This is a genomic window from Actinoplanes sp. NPDC026670 (assembly GCF_040638175.1).
Classification (GTDB): Bacteria; Actinomycetota; Actinomycetes; order Mycobacteriales; family Micromonosporaceae; genus Actinoplanes.
Window position 1 is genome coordinate 103,698 of sequence record NZ_JBEZXU010000005.1, and the last position, 22,358, is coordinate 126,055.

A 22,358-nucleotide genomic window follows, 5' to 3' on the forward strand; every position below is an offset into this window, starting at 1 on the left:
CAGTCCCGGTCCGCAGGTCCTCATCGCGTCAGATGTCGGTGGAACCAGCAACCGCGCTGAGGGCATCCAAGTCGGTGCGGTACCACCGCCCTCGGATGAAGGCATGCAGGTCACCGCCTCGGCATGTATAACGAAGTCGCTGCGCTTCGATGCCATCGGGTAGCACGATGCGGCACTGCCCGCCGATTTGGCGCACACCTTCCCGGCCGATCCGCAGCAGTGTCACGACGTCGTAGTCGGAGCCCCAGCCCGCCAGCAGCGCACGATCCGCGCCACTGACCAGCATGCTGTGCGCAGACCGATAGGGAGACGGTCCCCAGTCCGTGACAGCGTCGTCCGAGACCGACTGGATGTGGAAATCCGTGTACGGGCAGAAATGGGCCGTTTCACCCTGAAGGTTGAGCGTGTAGCAGTCGGAGATGTAGGGAAGCCCGGCATCGTGCGGGTAGAGCCAGTCGACGGTCAGGTCTTGGTTGAAACGGGCAAGGCCATGTCCCTCCGGCCCGCCTTCACCCAGCGCTCCTTCATCGAAGTAGCCAGCCCACACCTTCCCCGACGCGGTCGTCTGGAGTTCCTCGATGGCGTCGCCGAGGTGGCCCTGGTGCTCCAAATCGCCGTCGCGGGTCCATACCTCACCGTTGAACTCGCCACGTCTCGCACGGGCCGCCGCCAGCAGCACCCGTCCCTCCGTCAGCGGCTGTACGAACCGCACACGAAGGTCTGTCTCCATATCAACGGAGCCGAGGATCCGGTTCCCCTTGCCACCGAGATGCCACGTGACCTGCTTGCGCCGGGAGCTCTTCCGATGTGACCAAACGGCGAACGCCGTACCGACGGGACCGACGCCGACCGCGTCTGGCTCGACTTTCATTTCCGTGCGGTCCGAGGGCGCCAGAAAGCCATGTTGCTCGAGCGGTACCACTGGCAGCTTCAGGACCTCCAGCCGCCGCAGAAGACTGGCGTGGTCGCGTTCACCTTGTGTTGTCGTCATCGTGACCATCATCAGCCACCCGGCAACCCCATTCGGGAACGCTCGATCGTGCCACAAGCGTGCCAGTACGGCAGGCCGCCTGAGGTCACTCCAAGCCACTCGGCATCGCTCTGAGCTGGCGGTTCCAGACTCATACTGGCGATCTTGTACGGTTCCCAAGCTGACAGTGCGGGTTCGATTCCCCGTCACCCGCTCCACATACGGAAGCCCTGGTCAGGACCAATGGTCCACCAGGGCTTCCGTCGTTCCGGTCCGTTTTCGGGAAACAGGTCCGGGCCATTGGCGGCCAAACGCCCGACACCGGCGCTCGGCCGCTGGATGGCATGTCCGGCAGGGTCGGATAGTCCTCCACGGGCATCGTGAAGCCGAAGGGCTTTCCCAATGTGGTGCCGCGAGCAACAGGACTGCCGAGCAGACCCCTCTTCAGTCCGGTGTTCTCCCGCCCAGCCTTCGGGCTGTCGCACCGGTCGCGCATGCGACTAGACACCGACCCGAGGCCGGGAATGTCGCATTCACGGGAGATTTCGTCCCCGGCCAGTCTTGTAGATCTTGCACGGTTCTCCTCGCTCGACTTTCGCACTTTGTGAACCACTGCCCGGCCCCGCCTCCGCAGATCACACCGGTCGCGGACTTCAGCCCCGCAGTATTGCTACTGCATGCCGGCCGACAGTGACGCAAGATCCATCGCTGCGGCAGGATCCGCCGGCGACGACTCGTCCGCGTTCCCTGTTCCGGCGATGGCGGTGGCGGTGGCGGTGGTCAGCGCACACGTTGGCCGATCGCGATCGCTCATCGTCGCCCCGACAAAGGCAGGCGCACACGCTGGGCCGATCGCGTGCGTTCATCCACGTCCCAGCGAAGACGTCGGCACACGTAACGCCAACGTGTGCTCCCGTCGTCGCAGCAACCTCCACGAGCCCGGCCGCGCAACCCCATGGAGACCGCGCCGTCGCACCCGGCCCGGCACCCGAAAGTAGATCTTGTGGTGCGCGGTTCAGGTCTGCCCCAGCCGGTGGATGAGATGCGGGATGACGGGTCTCGCCGACGCCGGAACACCGCGTGCGGCGAAGGGGAACCAGAAAGTACGAAAGTCGAGTCCTCGCTGGCCGCGATCTTGCACGTTCTCCATGTTGGCCGCGATCTTGCGTGGTTCTTCACCTCTGGATGTGATTTGTCGTGCAAGGTCTACTGCGCCGGGGCGACCTTGCAGCCTTCTTCCCGCCGGGACGCGGAAAGGGCTGCAAGATCGGCGCGAGGTTGAAGATTCGTGCAAGATCCCGAGGCCCCGCGAGGGGAAACACGTAGGGCCTCAAGGATCCCGCCTACCTGCGGAAACGTGGCAGGGGCCGCCTGGTCAGTCGCCGATGGTGATGAAGACGTCGTCTATGGCGCCGGCGAACTGGTCGTTTCCGGGGGCCGGGCCCTTGCCTCCGATGCGAAGGGGCTCGGCGTTCGCGATCGACAGCTGGGGTGGCAGGGGAACCCAGGCTCGCGGGACGCCGTCGACGAGCATGATCAGGCGGCTCAGGGTTCGGCGGCATTCCAGGTCGTGCCACTGGCCGTCGGCGACGTTGATCCACGGTTCGGCCCGGTAGATGCCTCCTCGGGAACCGGCGACCACGCAACTGGGGTGGCCCTGCCTGTGGTCGACCTGGAGTTTGTACTGGCTGACCCGGCCCACCGAGTAGCCCTTCTGCAACACGTTGGCCCCGTCGGCGAGGTCCGTGTAGGTCATGCGCACCGATGCCCCGTACCGCATGGATCGCCGTCCGGGGTTGAGGCTGTCGTCTCGGAGGCCTTCCAGGATCGCGCGGGGGCAATCCCGTTCTCTCGGCAGCGTGCATCGGTCCGGGTAGGCGACGGCAAGACCGGATCCTTGGGGTACGAGCCGGAGCGCGCCCCCGTTCTGCCCGAGGGGCCGCAGTTCGTGCCCGCCTTCGACGTCGGCGATGGGCCGGCCGACTCCGCCGTTGAAGTCGTACCGGACTTCGAACGGCGCCCCGGCGATGCGGATCCGGCCAGGCGTGACCGGCGCGGAAAAGGCACTCACGTTGTCGAGGAAGCCGGGTATCGCCCGGTTCGGAGTGACGGCCGGCACCTGTGTGGTGCGCGGCGGCGGTCCGGATGTCGGTGGAGCTGGGCTGTGCCCGGATGTGGGTGGCGGCCCGGCTGCAGACGGGGTGCGCTGGAGGATCACGGACACCCCGGCCAGGACGAGAGCCGCCGACAGGACACCGATCGGGACTGCGCGCCGCCGGAAGTGAAGCATGCACTTATTGTCCGGAATGAGGACTAAGTCGCGAACCGGCGCACCGAAACGCCGAAGAACCACCCGAACGCGGTAGACCGAACCACCGAATCCGAATCGGGGTAACGCAGATCACCGCATCCGTGAGGCCGGATGTGCGGCGGCCGACGATTCGCCGATCACCGCGTGCAGCACGTCGTCCAGGGTGATCACGCCGAGCGGGCGGCTGCCGTCACTGACCAGCACGATGTGCAGGCGGTCCCGGCGCATGGTGAGCAGCAGGTCGGCGAGACTCCGGTCCGGCGGCACCACGGCCAGCGGACGGATCACCTCGGCCGGCACCGGAAGGCGGCGCTGGGCTCCCCCGTACCCGAGAATGTCTTTGACGTGCACGAATCCGAGAACCCGGCGCGTGTCGCGCTGGACCACCGGAAACCGTGAGCGGCCGCTGCGGGTGGCGACCGCCTCGAGCGTCGCCGGTGACACGTCGGCGGCCACCGTGGTGACCCGCGACCAGGGCAGCAGGGTGTCGGCGGCGGTGCGGTTGCTGAGGCCGAGCGCGGCGTGGATGCGGGCGTACTGTTCCGAGCCGAGCAGGCCCTCGCTACGGGCCTGGGTGACCATGCCGGCCAGCTCCTCGGCGGTGAAGACCGTCTTGACCGCGTCGGTCGTCTCGATCTTCCACAGTTTCAGGATGTTGCGGGACGCCCAGCGCATCGCGTTGAGCAGTGGCTTGGTGGCGGTGCAGAAGGCCAGCATGAACGGGCCGAGAATGAGCGCGGACCGCTCCGGCCCGGCCAGGGTGATGTTCTTCGGCACCATCTCGCCGACGACCGTGTGCAGGAACGTCACGATCATCAGGGCGAGCACGAACGCGATCGGGTGCACCGCGTTGTCCGGCAGCCCGATCGCGTGGAACGGGCCCTCCAGCAGGTGCGCCACGGTCGGCTCGGCGATCGCGCCGAGAACCAGGGTGCAGATGGTGATGCCGAGCTGCGCCCCGGCGATCATCAGCGGGATCTGGCTCATCGCCGACAGCGCCCAGCGGGCCGCCTGCGAGGTCTCGGCGAGCGGCTCCAGTGCGGTCCGCCGCGAGGCGATCAGTGCGAATTCACCGCCGACGAAAAGGCCGTTCCCGATCAGCAGCACGGCGACGAACAGCAATTCAGTCATCGGACGGCTCCGGCGGCGCGACCACGCGCACCTGCTCGATGCGGTGCCGGTCGACCTCCATCACGGTGAACTCCCACCCGTGTTCTTCAAGCGATTCCCCGGCGACCGGGATGTGCCCGAGGCGGGCGAGCAGGAATCCGGCCAGCGTCTCGTACGGCCCCTCGGGCAGCCGGAACCCGGTCTGCTCGTGCACCTCGTCCTCCCGGAGCAGCCCGTCGACCAGGAACGTCTTCTCCCCGCCGGGGGCGGTCAGTTCCTGGGTGCCGGTCTCGCCGAGGTCGGTGTCGTACTCGTCGGCGATCTCCCCGACCAGTTCCTCGATCAGGTCCTCGATGGTGACGACACCGTCGGTGCCGCCGTACTCGTCGACCACGATGGCCAGGTCGGCGCCCGCGGTACGCAGCACTTCGAGCACCTTGTCGAGGTTGAGGCTCTCCGGCACGAGGACCGGTTCCCGGGCGAGGGTGGAGACGCGTGTCGCGGCCCGTCGCTCGGGTGGCACGCCCAGGGCGTCGTTCACCCCGACCACTCCGGTGACCACGTCGAGCGTGCTCTCGTACACCGGAAATCGGGTGTGTCCGGTCTCGCGCGCCACCGTGATGAGGTCCGCCGCGGTCGCGGTGGTCTTGAGCCCGACGACGTCGACGCGTGGCGTCATCGCCTTGGCCGCCCGTTTCTCGCCGAACCGGATGGTCCGGCGCAGCAGGGTGGCGGTCTCGGTGGGCAGCGCGCCGGCCGAGGCGCTGATCGCGGCGAGCAGGCCGAGCTCCTCGGGGGAGCGGGCACTGGCCAGCTCCTCCTGCGGCTCGATGCCGAGGCGGCGGACCAGCCAGTTCGCGGTGCCGTTGAGCGCCGCGATCAGCCATTTGAAGACGATCGAGAAGGTACGCAAGGGTGCGGCCGTGCGCAGCGCGATGCCCATCGGACGGGCCAGCGCCGCGTTCTTGGGCACCAGCTCGCCGAAGAGCATGGAGAGCAGGGTGGCCACGACCAGGGCGATCACGTGGGTGACGGTGTCGGTGGAGTCGCCGGCGACCGGTTCCACCAGGGGGATGAAGAGCTCGGACAGGGCCGGCTCGGCGAGGTATCCGGTGAGCAGCGCGGTGAGCGTGATGCCCAGCTGCGCGCCGGAGAGCTGGAAGGAGAGCTCCCGCAGAGCGGTCTGGACCCGGCGGGCCTGGCGATCACCCGCGGTGGCCCGGGTGTCGATCTCCACCCGATCGACGGTGACCAACCCGAACTCGGCCGCCACGAAAAACGCGTTGCCCGCCGTGAGCAGCGCAAACGCCACCAACGGGAGCACCGCGGTCAGGAACAGGCCGTCCATGATCGCTTCACCTCGGACCTCATTGTGCCGGACTGGGGCCATTCGCCACCAACCGTGCCGTCACCGGTCCGGCGGAAACGGGTGTGGCCGGCAGCTGGGCTGCCGGCCACGGACGAGGGAACGATCAGGCTTCCTGTTTCAGCGAGCGGAGCAGGACGGTGGCCACGTCGACCACCTCGACCTCTTCCTGCTTGCCCTTACCGGTGACGCCGTCGCCGATCATCGTGTAGCAGAACGGGCAGCCGACCGCGATCGTCTTCGCCCCGGTGGCCAGGGCCTCCTCGGTGCGCTCGACGTTGATCCGCTTACCGATCCGCTCCTCCATCCACATCCGGGCGCCGCCGGCGCCGCAGCAGAAGGAGCGCTCCTGGTTGCGCGGCATCTCGACCACGTCGCCGCCGATGGCGGTGCCGAGCAGTTCACGCGGCGCGTCGAAGACCCGGTTGTGCCGGCCCAGGTAGCAGGGGTCGTGGTAGGTGACCCCGCCGTCGACCGGCTGGACCGGCGTGAGCTTGCCGGTGGCGACCAGGTGAGCCAGCAGCTGGGTGTGGTGAACCACCTCGACCTTGAGTCCGAGCTGCTCGTACTCGTTGCCCAGGGTGTTGAAGCAGTGCGGGCAGGTGGCGACGATCCGCTTGACGCCGGCTTCCTGAAGCGTCTCGACGTTCTGCTGGGCGAGCATCTGGAAGATGAACTCGTTGCCGATCCGGCGGGCCGGGTCGCCGGTGCAGGTCTCACCCTCACCGAGGATGGCGTATTTCACACCCGCCTCGTTGAGCAGCGTCGCCACCGCGCGGGTGGTCTTCTTGGCCCGGTCCTCGAAGGCGCCGGCGCAACCCACCCAGAAGAGGTAGTCGAAGTCCTCGACCTCGCCGACCCGCGGCACCTCGAAGTCCAGACCCTTGGTCCAGTCCTCACGGGTGTTCTGCGGGGCGCCCCACGGATTGCCCTTGTTCTCCAGGTTGCGCAGCATGACGCCGGCCTCGGAGGGGAAGCTCGACTCGATCAGCACCTGGTACCGCCGCATGTCGACGATGTGGTCGATGTGCTCGATGTCGACCGGGCACTGCTCGACGCAGGCGCCGCAGGTGGTGCAGGACCAGAGCACGTCCGGGTCGATGACGCCCTGGTCCTCGGCGGTGCCGATCAGCGGACGGTTGCCTTCGGCAAGGGCGAGGACGTCCATGTGGGCGAGCTGGGCCTCGGTGGCCTTCTCCTCACCCATCAGATCTTTCCCGCCTCCGGCGAGGAGATAAGGGGCTTTGGCGTACGCGTGATCGCGCAACGACAGCACGAGAAGCTTGGGCGACAGCGGCTTGGCGGTGTTCCAGGCCGGGCATTGCGACTGGCAACGACCGCACTCGGTGCAGGTGGAGAAGTCGAGCAGACCCTTCCAGGTGAACTGCTCGACCTGGTTGACGCCGAAGAGGTCCTTCTCCGGGTCGGCCTCCTCGAAGTCGAGGGGCTTGCCCTCGCTCATCATCGGCTTCAGCGCGCCCAGACCGGATCCGGCCGGCTTCTCCGGGCTGCGCTTGAAGTAGATGTTGAAGAACGCCAGGAAGCGGTGCCAGGCGACGCCCATCGTCGGGTTCAGCGAGATGGTGATCAGCCAGCTCATCGAGATCAGGATCTTGATGAGCGCCATCCACGTGGCGCCGTCCTCCCAGGCCGGGAGGATCGAGCCGATGGCGTGGCTGAGCGGGGTGGCCCACAGCGGGTACTCGAAGTGATCGTTGGCGACCTTGAAGCCCCGGATCAGGAAGCCGAAGATCAAGACCCCGACGATGATCGCCTCGACGAAGTACGCCTGCCACATGGTCGAGCCGAGGAACCGGCTGCGCTTCACCGCGCCCGGCTTCTGTCGCTGGCGGACGAACACCAGGTAGAGAATGCCGATCGTGCCGAGAATGCCGATCCACTCGGTGACCAGGCCGAAGACCACCCAGTGGCCGATGATCGGCAGGCCCAGATCCGGGTCGACGACCTCGAAATACGCCTCGAGCACGAGCGAGGACAGGATGACGAACGAGACCATCACGAACCAGTGGGCCGCGCCGATCGCGGACCACTTCAGCATCCTGGTGTGACCGACGGTCTCCACCAGCATGGTCTTGGTCCGGACCTTCGGCTCGGCGAAGCGGGCCGGATCGGGCTGGCCCTGCCGGATCACCGCGGTGATCGTCATGACGGCACGTACCGCCAGGTAGACGGCCACCACCGTGATTGCCCCCGCTAAGACGGTGGCGACTATCTGCGCGTAGCCCATCTGCGTTGTGCCTCCTCGGTCGGCGGTGCGCCCGCCCATGTTACCCACGAGTAATAGACGGGCGCGCGCCACAGGTCAAGGGAGTGCGCCCCACGCCGAAAGCGCACCCCACGCCAGGCGGGGGTGCGCTAACTTTCGAGGATTTTCACGTATACGCGGTAGAAAGGAAACAGCGTTTCAGCGCCAGCGCGACAGCAGGCCCAGCGACGCCACCATGCAGCCGAAGCCGACCGCAAGATTCCAGTATTCCCAGCTCGCTACCGGCCACTGCTGCTCGGACAGGTAGTAGACGACGAGCCAGGCGATGCCGACCACGATCAGGGTCACCGCACTGACGGGCACCCAAACCGGACTCGGCTTGTTGGACGCACCCTTCACCGCCGGGTTGATGTCCGACGGCGGGGTGTAGACCTTCTTCTTGCGAACCACTGACTTGGGCACGGCGATCTCCTGAGGGCAACAAGTGGTGAACAACCCACCGCTGAGCGGCTCCGGAACTCCCGAATGCTGCCCGTGGCGAATACTGTTCGACCGCTAGCGTAGTCAAGGCGGTACGCAGACAGGCACCCGCCGGGGCGAGAAAATACCCCGAGCGTCTGTTCTTGAGGGGGCTGGGTGGCTTTTCGAGGGGTTGGCGGCGTTCCGAGCGACGCCGGTGGAGCCTCCTGGCAGCTCGTGCTCCGGCGCGTCGCCCGCGGCCTCCGGCCTCGGCGCGACCGCCGCCGATCGGTCTGGTCCGCGGGGGTCCCGCTGATCGCGGTGGCGGCGGGTCTGCTGTTCACGACGTCGGCGACCACCGCAGACGGTACGGCACTACGCGACGACCGCCGTCCGCAACTGACACAACTGATCGCCGAGAAACGGACCCGGCTGGCAGCCAACGAGAAGAAGGCCGCCCGTCTGTTGTCCGAGGTCGACCAGCAGACCGGCCGGCTGGCCGAACTGGATCCACCGGCACAGAGTCAGGCCAACGCGCTACGCCAGTCGGCCGGCTTCACCGAACTTCAGGGTTCCGGCATGACCGTGACACTCAACGACTCCCCGCGCCGCGGCACCGACTTCGGCGACAACGCCCCGGACAACGACGATCTGGTCGTCCACCAGGGTGACGTCCAAGCCGTGGTGAACGCGTTGTGGGCCGGTGGCGCCGAAGCCATGACGATCATGGATCTCCGTGTGATCTCCACGAGCGCGGTACGCTGTGTCGGCAACACGCTGCTCCTTCACGGCCAGGTCTTCTCACCGCCTTTCAAGATCACCGCGATCGGCGAACCCACAGCGCTCACTCGCGCGTTGGACTCGTCAGAGGGAGTCAGGCAGTTCCGGGAGGCCGTCGCCGACTTCGGGCTCGGTTACACGGAAAAGGTGGAGAAGAACGTGACAGTGCAGGCGTACGACGGTTCGACCGACCTCCGCGCGGCGCAGGCTGCCCGGTGATGGTTCCTCCGGAGTACCCCGCGAACCCGTCCGGGTCCGGCCGCCACCGCGCGCCGGACAGCGACGCCCAGACCGCTTACATCCCGCGGATCACCGATGCCGCACCCGATGGTGTCCCCGGTGGGCCGCTCGCGGCCCCGGTCGGACCTGGCGGCAATGTCGACCCACGACCCGTCACGCCATCCGCGCCGACCGCACACCCTGCGCCGTCCGTGCCCACCGCACACCCTGCGCCCCCCGCGGCCGCGCCCTCCGTGGCCGCTGCGCCATCTTCGCCTTCCGCGCAAGACGAGATCAGCGCCGCGGCGGCTGCGGCCCGGCGACGGGCGACTGAGGGGGCCGGCGGTCCGACAGCCCTCAGAAACGATCTGGGCGGCCCTACCCCCACCGCTACCCCGGTGCGGCCTTCCGCGCCTGGCAGCGAGGCTCTCAGCGGGTCTGGCGGATATGAGCCGCGTCGTGCCGCAGCTCACTCGGAGCCGGTCGTGGCGCAGCCGGCGTGGAACGCGACGGTCACCGCACCGATCGACACCTCGGTCGCCGCTTCGCTGCGGGCGGGCGCCCCGCACCCGGCTTCTCCCGGCCCGTCCACGCATCCGGCTTCCCCCGGAGTGTCCGTCGCACATAGTGCGTTGAGCACGCCCGTTCCGGCTCCACTGACGACCGCCCCGGCTCCTGCGTACAACCCGGCTGCCGTCCCCGCCGGACAGCATCCGTCGGCCGCTGCGCACAGCCAGACGGCCGCCGGCCACGCCGCGTACAGCCAGACGGCCGCACCCAATGGCGCCTACAGCCCGGCGACCGCTCCTACCGCTGCATACAGCCCAGTAGCGGCCGCCCCCATTGCCGCGCACGGTCCCGCCGCAACTGCCACGCACAATCCGCAGGTCACCGCCCCGGGGTACAACCCACAGGCGGCCGCCTCGACCACTGCGCACACTCCACAGACTGCGTCTCCGGCCTACGACCCGCCTGCCTCACCTGGTGCGCACGGTTCACCGGTGGCGGCATACAACCCGCAGGCCGCGGCTGGTGCGCACAACCCGCAGGCGGCGGCCCACAACCCAGCTGCCGCAGCTGGTTCGCATAATTCGCTGACGGCGGCCTCGGCGGCGGCATACAACCCGCAGGCTGCCATTCCTGCCGCTGCGCACAGCTCGCCGGCTCCGACTGTGGCGCACAACCAGCTGGCCACGGCCGGTGCCGCGGGCATGCCGGGTTCGGGTTCGGTGGGTGCCTACGACGGTGCGACGACCGCCTGGACGCCTGCGGCCGACCAGCAGGGACGTGGCCAGCAGGGGTGGTCGCGGGCCGAGCCCGGTTCCGGTGCCGCCTGGCCTCCCGGGGACCGCTCCGGCGCTCCGGCCGCACCCGCCGACTGGCTGTCCGGCGGCTCGACCCCCGAGCCGGCGCAGGCGTGGACGGCCGGCCCGACGCGGGATCCGAGTGTGACCGCGATCATCCGTACCGTCGATGCTCCAACCGGTCTTCTACCTGCGGTCTCGCCTGCCAAGCCGACCGCGCCCCCGCCGGGTGCCGCGGCGCAGGCCGCGCGTGACGCGGCCGGCCCGGACGCGGCACTCGGCGCCGCCTCGGTGTCCCCGGCGGCCGGTGGTGCGCCTGCCTCCGGCCTGCCGGCCGACGCGGAACCCGACCCGGCCGACGACAAGGCGAAGCGCGGTGAGCGGGTGGTCAAGCTGCGCCCGGAGCAGACCGACGAGGGTTACAAGAGCGTCTACTCCGAACTGACCCGGCCGACCATCGGCTCCCGGATCCGGACCGGCATCCGCACCTCCGGCGAGCTGATGATCACTTTCGGTCTCGTGGTGCTGCTCTTCGCCGGCTATCAGGTCTTCGGCAACTCGGCCGCGGTCGACGCCGAGCAGGACACCCTGGGCTCGGAGCTGGATCAGGCCTGGGCCGACCCGACCGTGGCGCCAACCGCGAGCACGGTGAAGGGCCCGAAGGCGCCGGGCGCCGACCTGGTGGGCCGGCTCTACATCCCGAAACTGGACAAGAAGTGGGTGGTCGTCGACGGCGTCCAGCCCGACGACATCAGGTACGCGCCGGGCCACTACCCGGATACCGCGAAGCCGGGGCAGATCGGCAACTTCTCGGTGGCCGGCCACCGGGTCCGCAAGATCTTCTGGCGGCTCGACGAGCTGAAGGACGGCGACGTCATCGGCGTCGAGACCCGCGAGAGCTGGTTCATCTACCACGTCTACCAGCAAGAGGTCGTGAAGCCGAACCAGGTCGAGGTGGTCGCCGCGGTGCCCGGCAAGCCCAAGGCCAAGCCGACGCAGGCGCTGCTCACTCTCACCACGTGCAACCCGAAGTTCAACAACTACGAGCGGCTGATCATCCACGCCGAGCTGGTCAAGACGGTCCCCCGGGACCAGACCCTGCCCGACGCCGGCATGCCGGCCGAGATGAAAGCATCCTGACGACGATGTACGCGTGGATCTGGCGCAAGTTGCCGGGTGGCGTCTGGAGCAAGCTGGCCATCTCGCTCGTGCTGGTGACGACGGTCGGGACCCTGCTCTGGTACTGGGTCTTCCCGTGGGCCACCCCGCTGCTGCCGTTCGACGACGTACAGGTCGAAGCGGGCACCGGTGAGGACTCCGGATCCACCATTCCGGGCGACGCCGGCCCGGACGAGGTGCCCTACGAGACCACCTCCAACCAGCCCAAACCGAGCCCCAGCAGGTGATGACGTGCGCATTCTGGTGATCGACAACTACGACTCGTTCGTCTTCAACCTGGTGCAGTACCTGGGTCAGCTCGGCGCCGAGTGCGAGGTGCGCCGCAACGACGAGATCTCGGTGGCCGACGTGGCCGGATTCGGCGCGGCCGGCATCCTGCTGTCACCGGGCCCGGGTGAGCCCACCCGCGCCGGGATCATGATGGACGTGATCAAGGAGTACGCCGGGAAGATCCCGATGTTCGGCGTCTGCCTGGGCCACCAGGCGATCGGCGCCGCGTTCGGGGCCACCGTGACCCGCGCCCCCGAGCTGCTGCACGGCAAGACCTCCGAGGTGCATCACAAGGGGGTCGGGGTGCTGGCCGGGCTGCCCGACCCGTTCACCGCGACCCGCTACCACTCGCTCGCGGTCCTGTCGGAGACGCTGCCGGCCGAGATCGAGGTGACCGGCACGACCGACTCGGGTGTCGTCATGGCGATGCGGCACCGCGAACTCGCGATCGAGGGCGTCCAGTTCCACCCCGAGTCGGTACTGACCGAAGGCGGTCACACCATGCTCGCGAACTGGCTGGCGTTCTGCGGTCTGCCGTCGGCGCTGGAGAAGGCCCCGGCGCTGGCCGCCGAGGTGGAGACCCGCCGCCGGTCCGCCTTCGCCACCGCCTGATTCAGGAATACGAGAAAGGCCGGCACCCCCCGGGGTACCGGCCTTCGTCGTATCCGTCGATCAGGGCTGCTCGTCGCCGCCGCCCTCGCCGGTCCCGGTGGACTCCGAGGTGCTCGGGTTCGGGTCGGGGTCAGCGATCACGGTGAGCTTGATCGTCGAGTTGCGCTCGACTTCCTTGCCGGCCTTGGTGCCCTGGGTGATCACCGTGCCCGGCTCGCCGTCGGCCTGCACGAACTGCGGGTCGGCGACCAGGTCGGACGCTTCCAGCAGAGCCTGTGCGGCCTCGAGCGACTTGTTCTCGACCAGCGGCACCTTGACCAGTGCGTTGTTGGACACCGTCACGGTGATCTGGGTGCCCCGGTCGACCTTCTGGCCGGCCTTCTCGACCTTCAGAACCCGGTCCTTCTCGGAGGCGCTGTCGATCCTCTGGACGTCGACTTCCAGACCGAGGCTGGTCAGTTGCGCCTCAACCGCACTCAGCGGACTGCCGATCAGGCCTTCCGGAACCTCCACCGGTTCCGGCGCATTGCAGACCTTGTAGGTGACCGGATCAGTAGCGGTCACGTTGGCGCCCGCAGTCGGGTCCTGGTCGGTGACCGTACCGTCGCAGTCCTTGTCCGTGTCCGGCGGCAAGGGCTTGGCGTTCGTCAGGCCGACCCGCGTGAGCTCGGCCTGAACCTGCTGGGGTGTCAGCCCGATCAGTTTCGGCATGGAGAAGGTCGTCGGCGTGTTCGCGGTCGTGTCGTTGTCGTCGCCCTTCTTCGACATCGCCAAGGCGACACCGAGCACGACCACGACGAGAACCGCGAGACCGGCGACCACGGCCATCACCCACGACGACCGGCTCTCCGGTTTCTGCGGAGCGCCCATGCCGGCCGGGATCGGCCGCTGGATCGTGGTGGCGCCCTGCGGCGGCCACTGACGCGGGCCGCCCTGCATCGCCACGGTCTCGGCCTGGTTCATCACCGGGGTGGCCATCACCGGACGGCCGGAGACGGCACGCAACGCGTCGGCGCGCATCTCCTGGGAGCTCTGGTAACGATTCAGCGGGTTCTTGGCCAGCGCCTTCAGCACGATCGCGTCGATGTCCGGCGGGACGTCACGGACGATCGAGCTGGGAACCCGCGGCTCCTCGCGAACGTGCTGGTAGGCCACACTGACCGGGCTGTCACCGACGAACGGCGGCTGCCCGATCACTAGTTCGAAGAGGACACAACCGGCGGCGTACACATCGGAGCGTGCGTCGACCGACTCGCCCCGCGCCTGCTCGGGCGACAGGTACTGCGCGGTGCCGATGACCGCGCTGGTCTGAGTCATGGTGGTGGCGCCGCTGGCCAGGGCCCGGGCGATACCGAAGTCCATCACCTTGACCTGGCCGTTCTGCGTGATCATCACGTTGCCGGGCTTGATGTCCCGGTGGATGATCCCGTGCCGGTGGCTGAACTCCAGCGCGGCGCAGATGTCGGCGATGATCTCCAGGGCGCGGCGTGGCTGAAGCCGCTGCTCCTGGGCGAGAACCTCTTTCAGGGTCCGTCCGTTGACGAACTCCATCACGATGAACGGCAGTTTCTCGCCGGTGGCCGAGATCTCCTCGCCGGTGTCGTAGACGGCGACGATCGCTGGGTGGTTCAGGGCGGCCGAGTTCTGTGCCTCACGACGGAACCGCTCCTGGAACGTGGCGTCCCGGGCCAGGTCCGTACGCAGCATCTTGATGGCGACGTCGCGACCGAGGCGCAGGTCACGCCCCCGGTGCACCTCGGCCATGCCGCCGTATCCGAGCAGCTCGCCGACCTGATACCTGCCACCGAGCAGGCGGGCCTGCGCCGTCATAACGTCTGTCGTCCTTCGTTCGGTCGGATCCAGCCGAGCTGGGCATCGGCCTTTGTAAGACGGTACGACGCCACCGACACAGGGTCGACGACCACGCCCGAGCGGAGGATAGCCTCAGAGCTGCTGTGATGACCCAGCGTGCTGCCCAAGGCGGAACTGCCGTTGCCATGTCGTAACAGGAAAGAGATGACCCCGGCGCAGAGCAGCACCAGCAGAGCCAGCACCACGGCGAGGACCACCAGCACCTGACGCCCGAACGAACTCTCCTGCTTCGCGGCCGGGGGCTGTGGTTGGTACGTGTTCATCGGCGGACCCGACTGCGGCCGGTACGGCGGAGGCGCCGGCGACATCGGCTGGGAGGCCGGCGGCGCGGACGGCACCGACGCCGCACCACGGGCACCGGAGACCGGCCGCGGGACCGCGGCACGCGCGGCACCGGAGGTGGGCCCGCCCGACTGCGGACGGTTCGGCGGCGCGCTCGTCGGGCGCGAGTTGTGCACCGGGGGTGCGGACTGCGGGGCGACCGGCTGCTGAGCGGTCGTCAAGGAGGACGCCGCCTGCCGGGCCACCGCGGCCATCGCCGAGGCACTGGGCCAGCGGGCACCCGGGTCCTTGGCCATGGCGCGTTCGACGATGGCGCGGACTGCGGGCGGGATGTCGGCGGGCAGTGGTCGCGGGGTCTCCCGGACGTGCTTCATCGCGATCTCGATCGGGGTGGCCCCGTCGAACGGGCGATGGCCGGAGAGGCACTGGTAAGCGACGACGCCGAGAGCGTACACATCGGAGGCCGCGGTCGCGACGTCACCGGCAGCCTGCTCGGGGGAGATGTAGGAGGCCGTGCCGAGCACCGCGCCGGCCACGGTGAGCTGTCCGACGAGTGCGGAACGGGCGATACCGAAGTCGGTGAGAACCAGGGTGCCGTTCGGCCGTACCAGAAGATTGCCTGGTTTGACGTCTCGATGAACGATGCCGTTGCCGTGTGCCGCCTGCAACGCGTCGGCTGCCTGCGCGACAAGCGCCATGGTCCGCGCCGGCGTCAGCCGGCCGACCCGGCTCAGCGTCCGGGAGAGGGCGTCGCCCTCGACATACTCCATGACCAGGAACGCGATCTGCTGATCGCTGCCGTAGTCGTAGACGTCCACGACGCCGGGATGATTGATGGTGGCCATGGTCCGTGCCTCGCCGCGGAACCGCTCGGCGAAACCCGGCTCGTCGAGCAGCGCGGGCAGCAGGATCTTGACCGCGACGGTCCGGCCCAGCACGTCGTCCGTGCCGCGCCAGACATCACCCATGCCGCCACCGGCGATCCGCTCCTCCAAGCGGTATCGCCCACCGAGCATGACCCCCGGCCGGATCATGTCAGTCCCCTCCCCGGCCCGCGGCGGCCTTCATGATGAGCCCGGCGATCCGGGCTGCCTCAGCGCTGGCATGACCGCCGGGCACGTTCTCCAGCATGACGCACACCGCGGACACCGCCTTCCCGTCCTCGTCGTACGCGAAGCCGATGAACCACCCGTGCGGATCCGCGCCTTCGGCGTTCTGCGCGGTACCGGTCTTGCCTCCGACAGTGAAGCCACTGATCCTGGCGTTCTTGCCGGTGCCGTTCTCGACGACGCTGATCATCATCTCTTTGAGGCCCTCGGCGACGCCAGCGCTGGTCGGCTCGCGAAGCACCTTCGGCTTGGCCGTGTAGATCGTCCGGCGGTCCGAGTCGAGCTGCTGTTGTACCAGGTAGGGCTGCATCTGCTTGCCACTGTTGGCCACCGTCGCGGCCATCAGCGCGCCCTGTAGCGGGGTCATCCGGACGTCACGCTGGCCGAGCGACGACTGGGCCAGCGCGGACTTGTCGACGCTGCCGTCCTCGTTGGCGATGGCGCCGGTCCGGCTGGCCGCCACCGGCATGCCCTTGTCAGCAGTCTCCGGCTCACCGATGTGGAGCGCCTCGTCCTCGAAGCCCCAGTTCTTGGCTGTGTTGATTACCACATCCCGGCCGAGCTTCACACCGAGCTTCGAGAAGCCGGTGTTACAGCTCGTGGTCAGCGCATCCTTGAGAGTGATCTCGCTGCCGGGGCACACCTCGTCCTCGGAGTTGCGGATCGTCGCGCCGCCCTCCTGGTAGACGCTGCCCGCCGGAATCTGGGTGTCGAGGTTGTAGTTGTTCTCCAGCGCGGCCGCCGAGATGATCACCTTGAAGACCGAGCCGGGTGGCAGGGTGTTCGCCACCGCCCGGTTCAGCAACGGCTGGTCCTTGTCGGCGCTGAGCTTCTTGAACGCGTCGAACGCGACCTTGTCGTCGTGGCTGGCCAGCGGGTTCGGGTCGTAACTCGGCATCGAGACCATCGCCTGGATCGCGCCCGTGTTCGGGTCGATCGCGACCGCCGCGCCCTTCGTCACGTCGCGCTGGTTGTCGGTCATCTGTTTCCAGGCGACCTCCTGCGCGCGTGGGATCAGCGACAGCACGATGTTGCCGCCACCGGTCTTGTCACCGGTGAACATGTCGCTGAGCCGGTCGGCGAAGAGCTTGTCGCTGGAGCCGGAGAGGATGTCGTTCTCGAACTCCTCGACACCGACCGCGGAGAGGTTGACCGGCTTGTAGCCCAGGACCGGCGCGTAGATCTCCTTCTTCGGGTAGATCCGCTGGTACTTGAGCTCACCCTCGGTCTCGGTGTTCTGCGCCAGGGTCTCGCCACCGGCTGCCTGGATCACACCGCGGGGCCGTTCGTACTCGGCGATCTGGACTCGCTTGTTGCGGGCGTCGTTGCGGTACTCGTCGGCCTTGTACGCCTGAACCCAGTTCAGCTTGCCGAAGATCAGCGCGAACAGGACGAGGATGACGACACCGGCACGTCGGAGAGGGGCGTTCACGGCTTGATCACCTCCGTCATGGCGCCGTGCAGTTGGGTGGGGGCCTTCTTCGGTCCACTGGCTCGTTCCGCCGGTGTGTTCGCCGGCCGGCGAGCCGCGTCGGAGATCCGCAGCAGCATGGCGACCAGCAACCAGTTCGCCATCAGCGAGGAACCACCCGCGGAGAGGAACGGGGTGGTCTGGCCGGTCAGCGGGATCAGTCCGGTGATGCCGCCGAGGATCACGAAGACCTGGAGGCCGAGCGTGAAGGCGAGACCGCCGGCGACCAGCTTGCCGAACGAGTCACGCACCGCCAGTGCCGCGTGCAGGCCGCGCTCCACGATCAACAGGTAGACGATCAGCAGGGCGGCCAGGCCGAACAGGCCGATCTCCTCACCGAGGCCGGCGAAGATGAAGTCGGTACGGACCTCGGGCACCTTGAACGGCGAGCCGGCGCCCGGCCCGGTGCCGAACAGGCCGCCGGTGCCCAGGCCCAGCAGACCCTGGACCAGCTGATAGCTGTTCCCGCTTTCCCGCTCGTAGTTCTTCTGGGAGAACGGGTCGAGCCAGATCTCGGCCCGGTCGTAGAAGTTCGCGAACGGGCCGCCCACCACGTCGCCGAGCAGATAGGCGACGTAGACGCCGCCGAAGAACAGGACCAGGCCGATGATCAGCCAACTGGATCGTTCGGTCGCGACGTAGAGGGTGACGACGAAAAGGCCGAAGTAGAGCAGCGCGGTGCCGAGGTCCTTCTCGAAGACCAACACCAGGAGGCTGAACAGCCACACCGTCAGAACCGGGCCGAGGTCACGGCCACGCGGGAAGTCGATACCGAGCACCCGGTGGCTGGCCAGTGACAGAACCTCACGCTTACGGACCAGGTAGTAGGCGAAGAACGACACCAGTGCCAGCTTGGCGAACTCACCCGGCTGGATCGAGACCGAACCGAGGCGGATCCACAGCTTCGCGCCGTTCACCTCGGAGATGCTGGCGGGCAGGACCGCCGGAATCATCATCAGCACGATTCCGACAAGACCCAGGGTGTACGCGTACCGGGACACCACCCGGTGGTCACGCAGCAGCAGGAGCAGCACCGCCGCCAGGATCAGCGACAGCAGTGTCCAGGCCAGCTGGCGGCCGCTGGTCTCGGCGAAGAATCCCGGGATGGCCCGCTCGTTGGCGATCGCATTCTCAAGGTCGAGACGGCGTAGGAAGGCCACGCCGATGCCGTTGATCAACGCGACCGCCGGCAGCAGCACCGGGTCGGCGAACGGCGCGGTGAACCGCACCACCATGTGCAGGCCGAAGAACAGGATGCCGATCAGGCCGGCCGGCACCCAGAAATTCGGCTTGATCTCGTCGAACTGGTTGGCCTCCACGGTCGCGCCGAACGCAGCGACGAGCAGCATGGCGAACACCAGCAGACCGAGTTCGGCGTTGCGGCGTGTCTTCAATCCCCGGATACGCGACATCTCGCCCGTGGAAGCGGGCGGTGGAGCCGGTACGGCGGACGCGGTCAAGAATCTTCCCCAGACTGTAGGCCGTGCTCAGTCGACGGTCCGGCACCCGACCGGGTCGACCGTCGGCGGAGCACTTTCGGAAGCAGCCGGAGCGGAGGCGGACCCGCTCGGTTTCGGCGCCGAACTCGGCGAAGCCGCGGTCGATGGCGTCGTACCGGCGACGGTGCAGATCGGCTTCAGGTTCGAGTTGGACGGCTCGTCACTGGTCAGGTCGGCCATGATGGTCCTGGCGCCGTCCTGGTTCTTGGCGTGAATGCCGTCCTTGACCCGCTCCTGAGCCGCCGTGGTCAGGTCGTCCAGGCGCACGTTGCTGGTCTCGCTGACCGTCGACAGGTCCAGACCGGCGATCTGACCGGGCACACCCTGGAAGATGGCGAGCTGACCCTGCTCGGTCGCCCCCACGTAGTACTGGTTCTGGGTGTACCGCCAGCCGACCCAGAGGCCGCCACCGAGCACCACGATCAGAGCCAGCACCATCAGGGCCGTCCGGACCGGATGTCCGGTCGGTTCCGCGTCACGCTCGTAGCCACCGGACGGCTCCGGCTGGGCCGGGCGGGGCGGGGGCTTGAGCGCGGCGGCCCGTGCCGCCGAGGTCGAGCTGTCCGCGACCGTGGTGTTACCCCGGTCGAGTGACGCGGCGCCACCGACGATCGGCGCCTGCTCCATGATGTCGGCGTCGGTGGCGTCGGCGATGATGACCGTGATGTTGTCCGGTCCGCCGCCGCGCAGCGCCAGCTGCACCAGCCGCTCGACACACGCTTTCGGGTCGGCGAGCTCGCGCATGGTCTGCCCGATGGTCTCGCCGCTGACCACGCCGGAGAGCCCGTCGCTACAGATCAGGTAGCGGTCGCCCTTGAGCACCTGGCGAACCGAGTACTCCGGGTCGATGTCGCGACCGTCCAGCGCGCGGGTGAGCAGCGAGCGCTGCGGATGGCTGCTCGCCTCCTCCGGGCTGACCCGGCCCTCGTCGACCAGCATCTGGACGTACGTGTCGTCCTTGGTGATCTGCGCGAACTCACCCTTGCGCAGAAGGTAGGCCCGGGAGTCGCCGATGTGCACCATCCCGAACTTGCTGCCGGAGAAGAGGACCGCGGTGAGTGTGGTCCCCATCCCCTCCAGCTGAGGATTGGCGTCGACGGTGTCCCGGAGCTGCTGATTGGCTGTCCCCACGGCGTGTCGCAGGGCGTCGACCATGGCGTCCCCGGGGACGTCGTCGTCGAGGTGGGCCATCGCAGCGATGACGATGTTGGACGCGACGTCACCAGCGGCCATACCGCCCATGCCGTCCGCGACAGCGAGAAGTCGCGGCCCGGCGTAGACGGAGTCCTGGTTCAGGTCTCGGATCAGACCGCGGTCGCTCTGAGCGGCATAGCGCAGGGTCAGGGTCATGGCCGTAACTCGAGGGAAGTGCGCCCGATCCGGATCGGAACGCCAAGGGGGACTGGAGTAGGTCCGGAGACCTTACCGCGATCAAGGTAGGTGCCGTTGGTCGAGCCGAGGTCCTCGACGAACCACTGGCCCTCGCGAGGCACCAGGCGGGCGTGCCGGGCCGACGCGAAGTCATCGGTGATGACGAGCGTCGAATCCTCGGCCCGGCCGATCGTGATCGGGGCTTCACCGAGAGTGATCCTCGTGCCGGCGAGATTGCCGGCAGTCACGACCAGTTGCCGCGCTGCCTTACCGCGTTTCACCTTCGCCGGCCGGCCCTGTAGCACCGCGCCACCCACCCCCCGAGGGCTGGCGACGATGCTCTTGGTCCGGCCGCCCGCGAAGAGATCCCGCCGGATCACCCCGACAACCGTGAACACGAAGATCCACAGAAGGATGAGAAATCCGAACCGGGCGACGGTGAGGACGAATTCGGGCAAGGTCGCTAGCCGTCCACTCGGAAGGTGAGCGTCGTGGTGCCGAGCTGGATCATGTCGCCCGGGTTGAGCGCGACGGCGGACACCCGCTGGCCGTTGACCATGGTGCCGTTCGTCGAGCCCAGATCGGTCAGCACGACCTGGTTGCCGTCGTAGTCCAGCCGGGCGTGGCGACGCGAGATGCCGACGTCAGGCAGACGCAGGTTTGCCTGGTCGCCACGGCCGATCACGGTCGAGCCCATCTGAAGCGGGTAGGTCCGTCCGTCACCGGAGACCAGGCCCACACTGCGCGGCCCGCCGTGGTGATGCTGCTGGTAGCCACCACCCTGCTGGTCATAGGGCGAATACTGCGGGCCGGCGTCATACGCGGGCTGCTGCACCGGGGCGACCTCGCCACCCGTGTACACCTCCGCGGTGACACGGAACATGCCCGTGTCCAGGCCGTCGCCCCGCTCGATCTCGACGATCACGTCGCCATACACCGTCCAGGCCTGCTCGCCGATGAACTCGGCCTGGGACTGCGCCAGCTCCTGCGCCAGCGCGGCGGCATAGGGCGCCAACCGACTGTGGTCGTAGGGCGACAGATCGATCACGTAGCGGTTGGGCACGAGAGTGCGACCACCGGCCAGGATGGCCTTGTGCGCCTCGGCCTCCCGCTGCATGGCATTCAGAATCTCCACAGGGTGCACGACACCCTTGAAGACCTTGGCGAAGGCCCCTTCGACCAGGCCTTCCAATCGCTTCTCAAAGCGCTGCAGCACGCTCACCGGCTCCTCCTCGGGTTCCGAGGACATGATGGTATCCGGCGACCGCTTGCGCATCTGTAGCCCAAGAGCAGCCGGCACTTCTGACCCTCGTATGGCGCCCTGGAACGCCGTGCTAGTGTTTCCTCCGTTGCCAGGGCGATATCAACTCGCTAGGTGACGTGCGACAGCGTAGTCTGTCGCAGCGAGTAACAAAAAGCAGGCCCGACCGGCCGGCTTCAGCCAAAAAGGTCAGATGTATGATCTTGGAGGCAAGTCACATGGGGATGTGGCGGAATGGCAGACGCGCACGGTTCAGGTCCGTGTGTCCGAAAGGACGTGGGGGTTCAACTCCCCCCATCCCCACGAGATCGAATGGGCGACCCCTGTCCGCGGAAAGCGCGGACCGGCGGTCGCTCTCGTCTTTTCTGCTCCGTGGGCCGAGCCCCCGGAAACCCCGCATCACGGTGGGCGCGGCAGGTGGGTCGGTCACCGTTCGTGCGGTGGGCGCGGCAGGTGGGTCGGTCGCCGTTCGTGCGGTTGGCGCGGCGGGCGGGTCGGTCGCGCTACCCCTCCCCCTTCCCCCTCGGCCCTCCCTCTCTCCTCCGGCCTTCCTCTTCCCTCGGGTCAAGATCAACGGCTTTCGGGGGTACGGCTGGCGGGGCGCTGTTGGGCGTGAGGGATCGTCGCCTTTCGGGTGATGGGTGGGGTGGCGCTATGCTCGCGGCTTTATTCGGTCTTCAGGGTGG

18 protein-coding genes and 1 tRNA gene are annotated in these 22,358 nt (G+C 68.0%); 5 read left to right on the plus strand and 14 right to left on the minus strand.

Annotation, left to right across the window (positions count from 1 at the left end; all coding sequences use genetic code 11):
- Positions 1-28: 28 nt before the first annotated feature.
- From AB0E94_RS07005 to AB0E94_RS07030, 6 genes are all read right to left on the minus strand, one after another.
- Positions 29-991, minus strand: coding sequence for a hypothetical protein (locus tag AB0E94_RS07005; protein ID WP_360323438.1), 963 nt, complete (start codon positions 989-991; stop codon positions 29-31).
- A gap of 1,354 nt (positions 992-2,345) precedes the next feature.
- The gene (locus tag AB0E94_RS07010) at positions 2,346-3,260 is read right to left on the minus strand and encodes a LamG-like jellyroll fold domain-containing protein (protein WP_360323440.1); all 915 of its coding nucleotides are present in this window, start codon (positions 3,258-3,260) and stop codon (positions 2,346-2,348) included.
- Positions 3,261-3,371: 111 nt separating this feature from the next.
- Positions 3,372-4,412 (minus strand): hemolysin family protein, encoded by a 1,041-nt coding sequence (locus AB0E94_RS07015; protein WP_360323442.1) that lies wholly within the window; start codon positions 4,410-4,412, stop codon positions 3,372-3,374.
- Positions 4,405-5,739 carry a hemolysin family protein gene (locus tag AB0E94_RS07020; RefSeq protein ID WP_360323444.1) on the minus strand — a complete coding sequence of 445 codons (1,335 nt, stop codon included), beginning with the start codon at positions 5,737-5,739 and terminating at the stop codon, positions 4,405-4,407. Before AB0E94_RS07020 ends, AB0E94_RS07015 begins: the two co-directional genes overlap by 8 nt.
- 124 nt (positions 5,740-5,863) lie before the next feature.
- Positions 5,864-8,005, minus strand: a complete 2,142-nt coding sequence (locus AB0E94_RS07025) for a (Fe-S)-binding protein (protein WP_360323446.1) — start codon at positions 8,003-8,005, stop codon at positions 5,864-5,866.
- Between the two features lie 177 nt (positions 8,006-8,182).
- The gene (locus AB0E94_RS07030) at positions 8,183-8,446 is read right to left on the minus strand and encodes a cell division protein CrgA (protein WP_317789305.1); all 264 of its coding nucleotides are present in this window, start codon (positions 8,444-8,446) and stop codon (positions 8,183-8,185) included.
- A 234-nt stretch (positions 8,447-8,680) separates the two neighbouring features.
- Between AB0E94_RS07030 and AB0E94_RS07035 the strand changes: the two genes are divergently transcribed.
- The gene (locus AB0E94_RS07035) at positions 8,681-9,442 is read left to right on the plus strand and encodes a DUF881 domain-containing protein (RefSeq protein WP_360323448.1); all 762 of its coding nucleotides are present in this window, start codon (positions 8,681-8,683) and stop codon (positions 9,440-9,442) included.
- Between the two features lie 469 nt (positions 9,443-9,911).
- On the opposite strand, the gene AB0E94_RS07040 is transcribed toward AB0E94_RS07035, so the two are convergent.
- Positions 9,912-10,034 carry a hypothetical protein gene (locus AB0E94_RS07040; RefSeq protein WP_360323450.1) on the minus strand — a complete coding sequence of 41 codons (123 nt, stop codon included), beginning with the start codon at positions 10,032-10,034 and terminating at the stop codon, positions 9,912-9,914.
- A gap of 580 nt (positions 10,035-10,614) precedes the next feature.
- Between AB0E94_RS07040 and AB0E94_RS07045 the strand changes: the two genes are divergently transcribed.
- Genes AB0E94_RS07045 through AB0E94_RS07055 form a run of 3 tightly spaced genes read left to right on the plus strand, consistent with a single transcriptional unit; the run spans position 10,615 to position 12,807 of the window.
- Entirely contained in the window at positions 10,615-11,886 is a 1,272-nt protein-coding gene (locus AB0E94_RS07045) for a class E sortase (RefSeq protein WP_360323452.1), read from the plus strand.
- A 5-nt stretch (positions 11,887-11,891) separates the two neighbouring features.
- Positions 11,892-12,152 (plus strand): hypothetical protein, encoded by a 261-nt coding sequence (locus AB0E94_RS07050; protein WP_360323454.1) that lies wholly within the window; start codon positions 11,892-11,894, stop codon positions 12,150-12,152.
- A 4-nt stretch (positions 12,153-12,156) separates the two neighbouring features.
- Positions 12,157-12,807 carry an aminodeoxychorismate/anthranilate synthase component II gene (locus AB0E94_RS07055; RefSeq protein ID WP_360323456.1) on the plus strand — a complete coding sequence of 217 codons (651 nt, stop codon included), beginning with the start codon at positions 12,157-12,159 and terminating at the stop codon, positions 12,805-12,807.
- A gap of 60 nt (positions 12,808-12,867) precedes the next feature.
- Here AB0E94_RS07055 and pknB read toward each other — a convergent pair whose 3' ends face one another.
- The 7 genes from pknB to AB0E94_RS07090 all read right to left on the minus strand — a co-directional run bounded on the left by pknB (position 12,868) and on the right by AB0E94_RS07090 (position 21,660).
- Entirely contained in the window at positions 12,868-14,637 is a 1,770-nt protein-coding gene (pknB, locus tag AB0E94_RS07060; RefSeq protein WP_360323458.1) for a Stk1 family PASTA domain-containing Ser/Thr kinase, read from the minus strand.
- Positions 14,634-15,995 carry a protein kinase gene (locus tag AB0E94_RS07065; RefSeq protein ID WP_360323460.1) on the minus strand — a complete coding sequence of 454 codons (1,362 nt, stop codon included), beginning with the start codon at positions 15,993-15,995 and terminating at the stop codon, positions 14,634-14,636. The genes pknB and AB0E94_RS07065 overlap by 4 nt, the downstream gene beginning before the upstream one ends.
- Position 15,996: 1 nt before the next feature.
- The gene (locus AB0E94_RS07070; RefSeq protein ID WP_360323462.1) at positions 15,997-17,502 is read right to left on the minus strand and encodes a penicillin-binding protein 2; all 1,506 of its coding nucleotides are present in this window, start codon (positions 17,500-17,502) and stop codon (positions 15,997-15,999) included.
- Positions 17,499-18,953, minus strand: coding sequence for an FtsW/RodA/SpoVE family cell cycle protein (locus AB0E94_RS07075; protein ID WP_360323464.1), 1,455 nt, complete (start codon positions 18,951-18,953; stop codon positions 17,499-17,501). The genes AB0E94_RS07070 and AB0E94_RS07075 overlap by 4 nt, the downstream gene beginning before the upstream one ends.
- 75 nt (positions 18,954-19,028) lie before the next feature.
- On the minus strand, positions 19,029-20,390 hold the full coding sequence (locus AB0E94_RS07080) for a PP2C family serine/threonine-protein phosphatase (protein ID WP_360323466.1): 1,362 nt from the start codon (positions 20,388-20,390) through the stop codon (positions 19,029-19,031).
- Positions 20,387-20,869 carry an FHA domain-containing protein gene (locus tag AB0E94_RS07085; RefSeq protein WP_093620755.1) on the minus strand — a complete coding sequence of 161 codons (483 nt, stop codon included), beginning with the start codon at positions 20,867-20,869 and terminating at the stop codon, positions 20,387-20,389. Before AB0E94_RS07085 ends, AB0E94_RS07080 begins: the two co-directional genes overlap by 4 nt.
- Before the next feature lie 5 nt (positions 20,870-20,874).
- The gene (locus AB0E94_RS07090; RefSeq protein WP_093620829.1) at positions 20,875-21,660 is read right to left on the minus strand and encodes a DUF3662 and FHA domain-containing protein; all 786 of its coding nucleotides are present in this window, start codon (positions 21,658-21,660) and stop codon (positions 20,875-20,877) included.
- Positions 21,661-21,892: 232 nt separating this feature from the next.
- Between AB0E94_RS07090 and AB0E94_RS07095 the strand changes: the two genes are divergently transcribed.
- Positions 21,893-21,975 (plus strand) — tRNA-Leu (locus AB0E94_RS07095).
- Positions 21,976-22,358 lie beyond the last annotated feature (383 nt).

Excerpts from the sequence above, each read along its gene's own strand:
- AB0E94_RS07005 (WP_360323438.1), bottom strand. The coding sequence starts at position 991 with ATGACGACAACACAAGGTGAACGCGACCACGCCAGTCTTCTGCGGCGG.
- AB0E94_RS07010 (WP_360323440.1), bottom strand. The coding sequence starts at position 3,260 with ATGCTTCACTTCCGGCGGCGCGCAGTCCCGATCGGTGTCCTGTCGGCG.
- AB0E94_RS07015 (WP_360323442.1), bottom strand. The coding sequence starts at position 4,412 with ATGACTGAATTGCTGTTCGTCGCCGTGCTGCTGATCGGGAACGGCCTT.
- AB0E94_RS07020 (WP_360323444.1), bottom strand. The coding sequence starts at position 5,739 with ATGGACGGCCTGTTCCTGACCGCGGTGCTCCCGTTGGTGGCGTTTGCG.
- AB0E94_RS07025 (WP_360323446.1), bottom strand. The coding sequence starts at position 8,005 with ATGGGCTACGCGCAGATAGTCGCCACCGTCTTAGCGGGGGCAATCACG.
- AB0E94_RS07050 (WP_360323454.1), top strand. The coding sequence starts at position 11,892 with ATGTACGCGTGGATCTGGCGCAAGTTGCCGGGTGGCGTCTGGAGCAAG.
- pknB (WP_360323458.1), bottom strand. The coding sequence starts at position 14,637 with ATGACGGCGCAGGCCCGCCTGCTCGGTGGCAGGTATCAGGTCGGCGAG.
- AB0E94_RS07065 (WP_360323460.1), bottom strand. The coding sequence starts at position 15,995 with ATGATCCGGCCGGGGGTCATGCTCGGTGGGCGATACCGCTTGGAGGAG.
- AB0E94_RS07075 (WP_360323464.1), bottom strand. The coding sequence starts at position 18,953 with ATGTCGCGTATCCGGGGATTGAAGACACGCCGCAACGCCGAACTCGGT.
- AB0E94_RS07080 (WP_360323466.1), bottom strand. The coding sequence starts at position 20,390 with ATGACCCTGACCCTGCGCTATGCCGCTCAGAGCGACCGCGGTCTGATC.
- AB0E94_RS07090 (WP_093620829.1), bottom strand. The coding sequence starts at position 21,660 with ATGTCCTCGGAACCCGAGGAGGAGCCGGTGAGCGTGCTGCAGCGCTTT.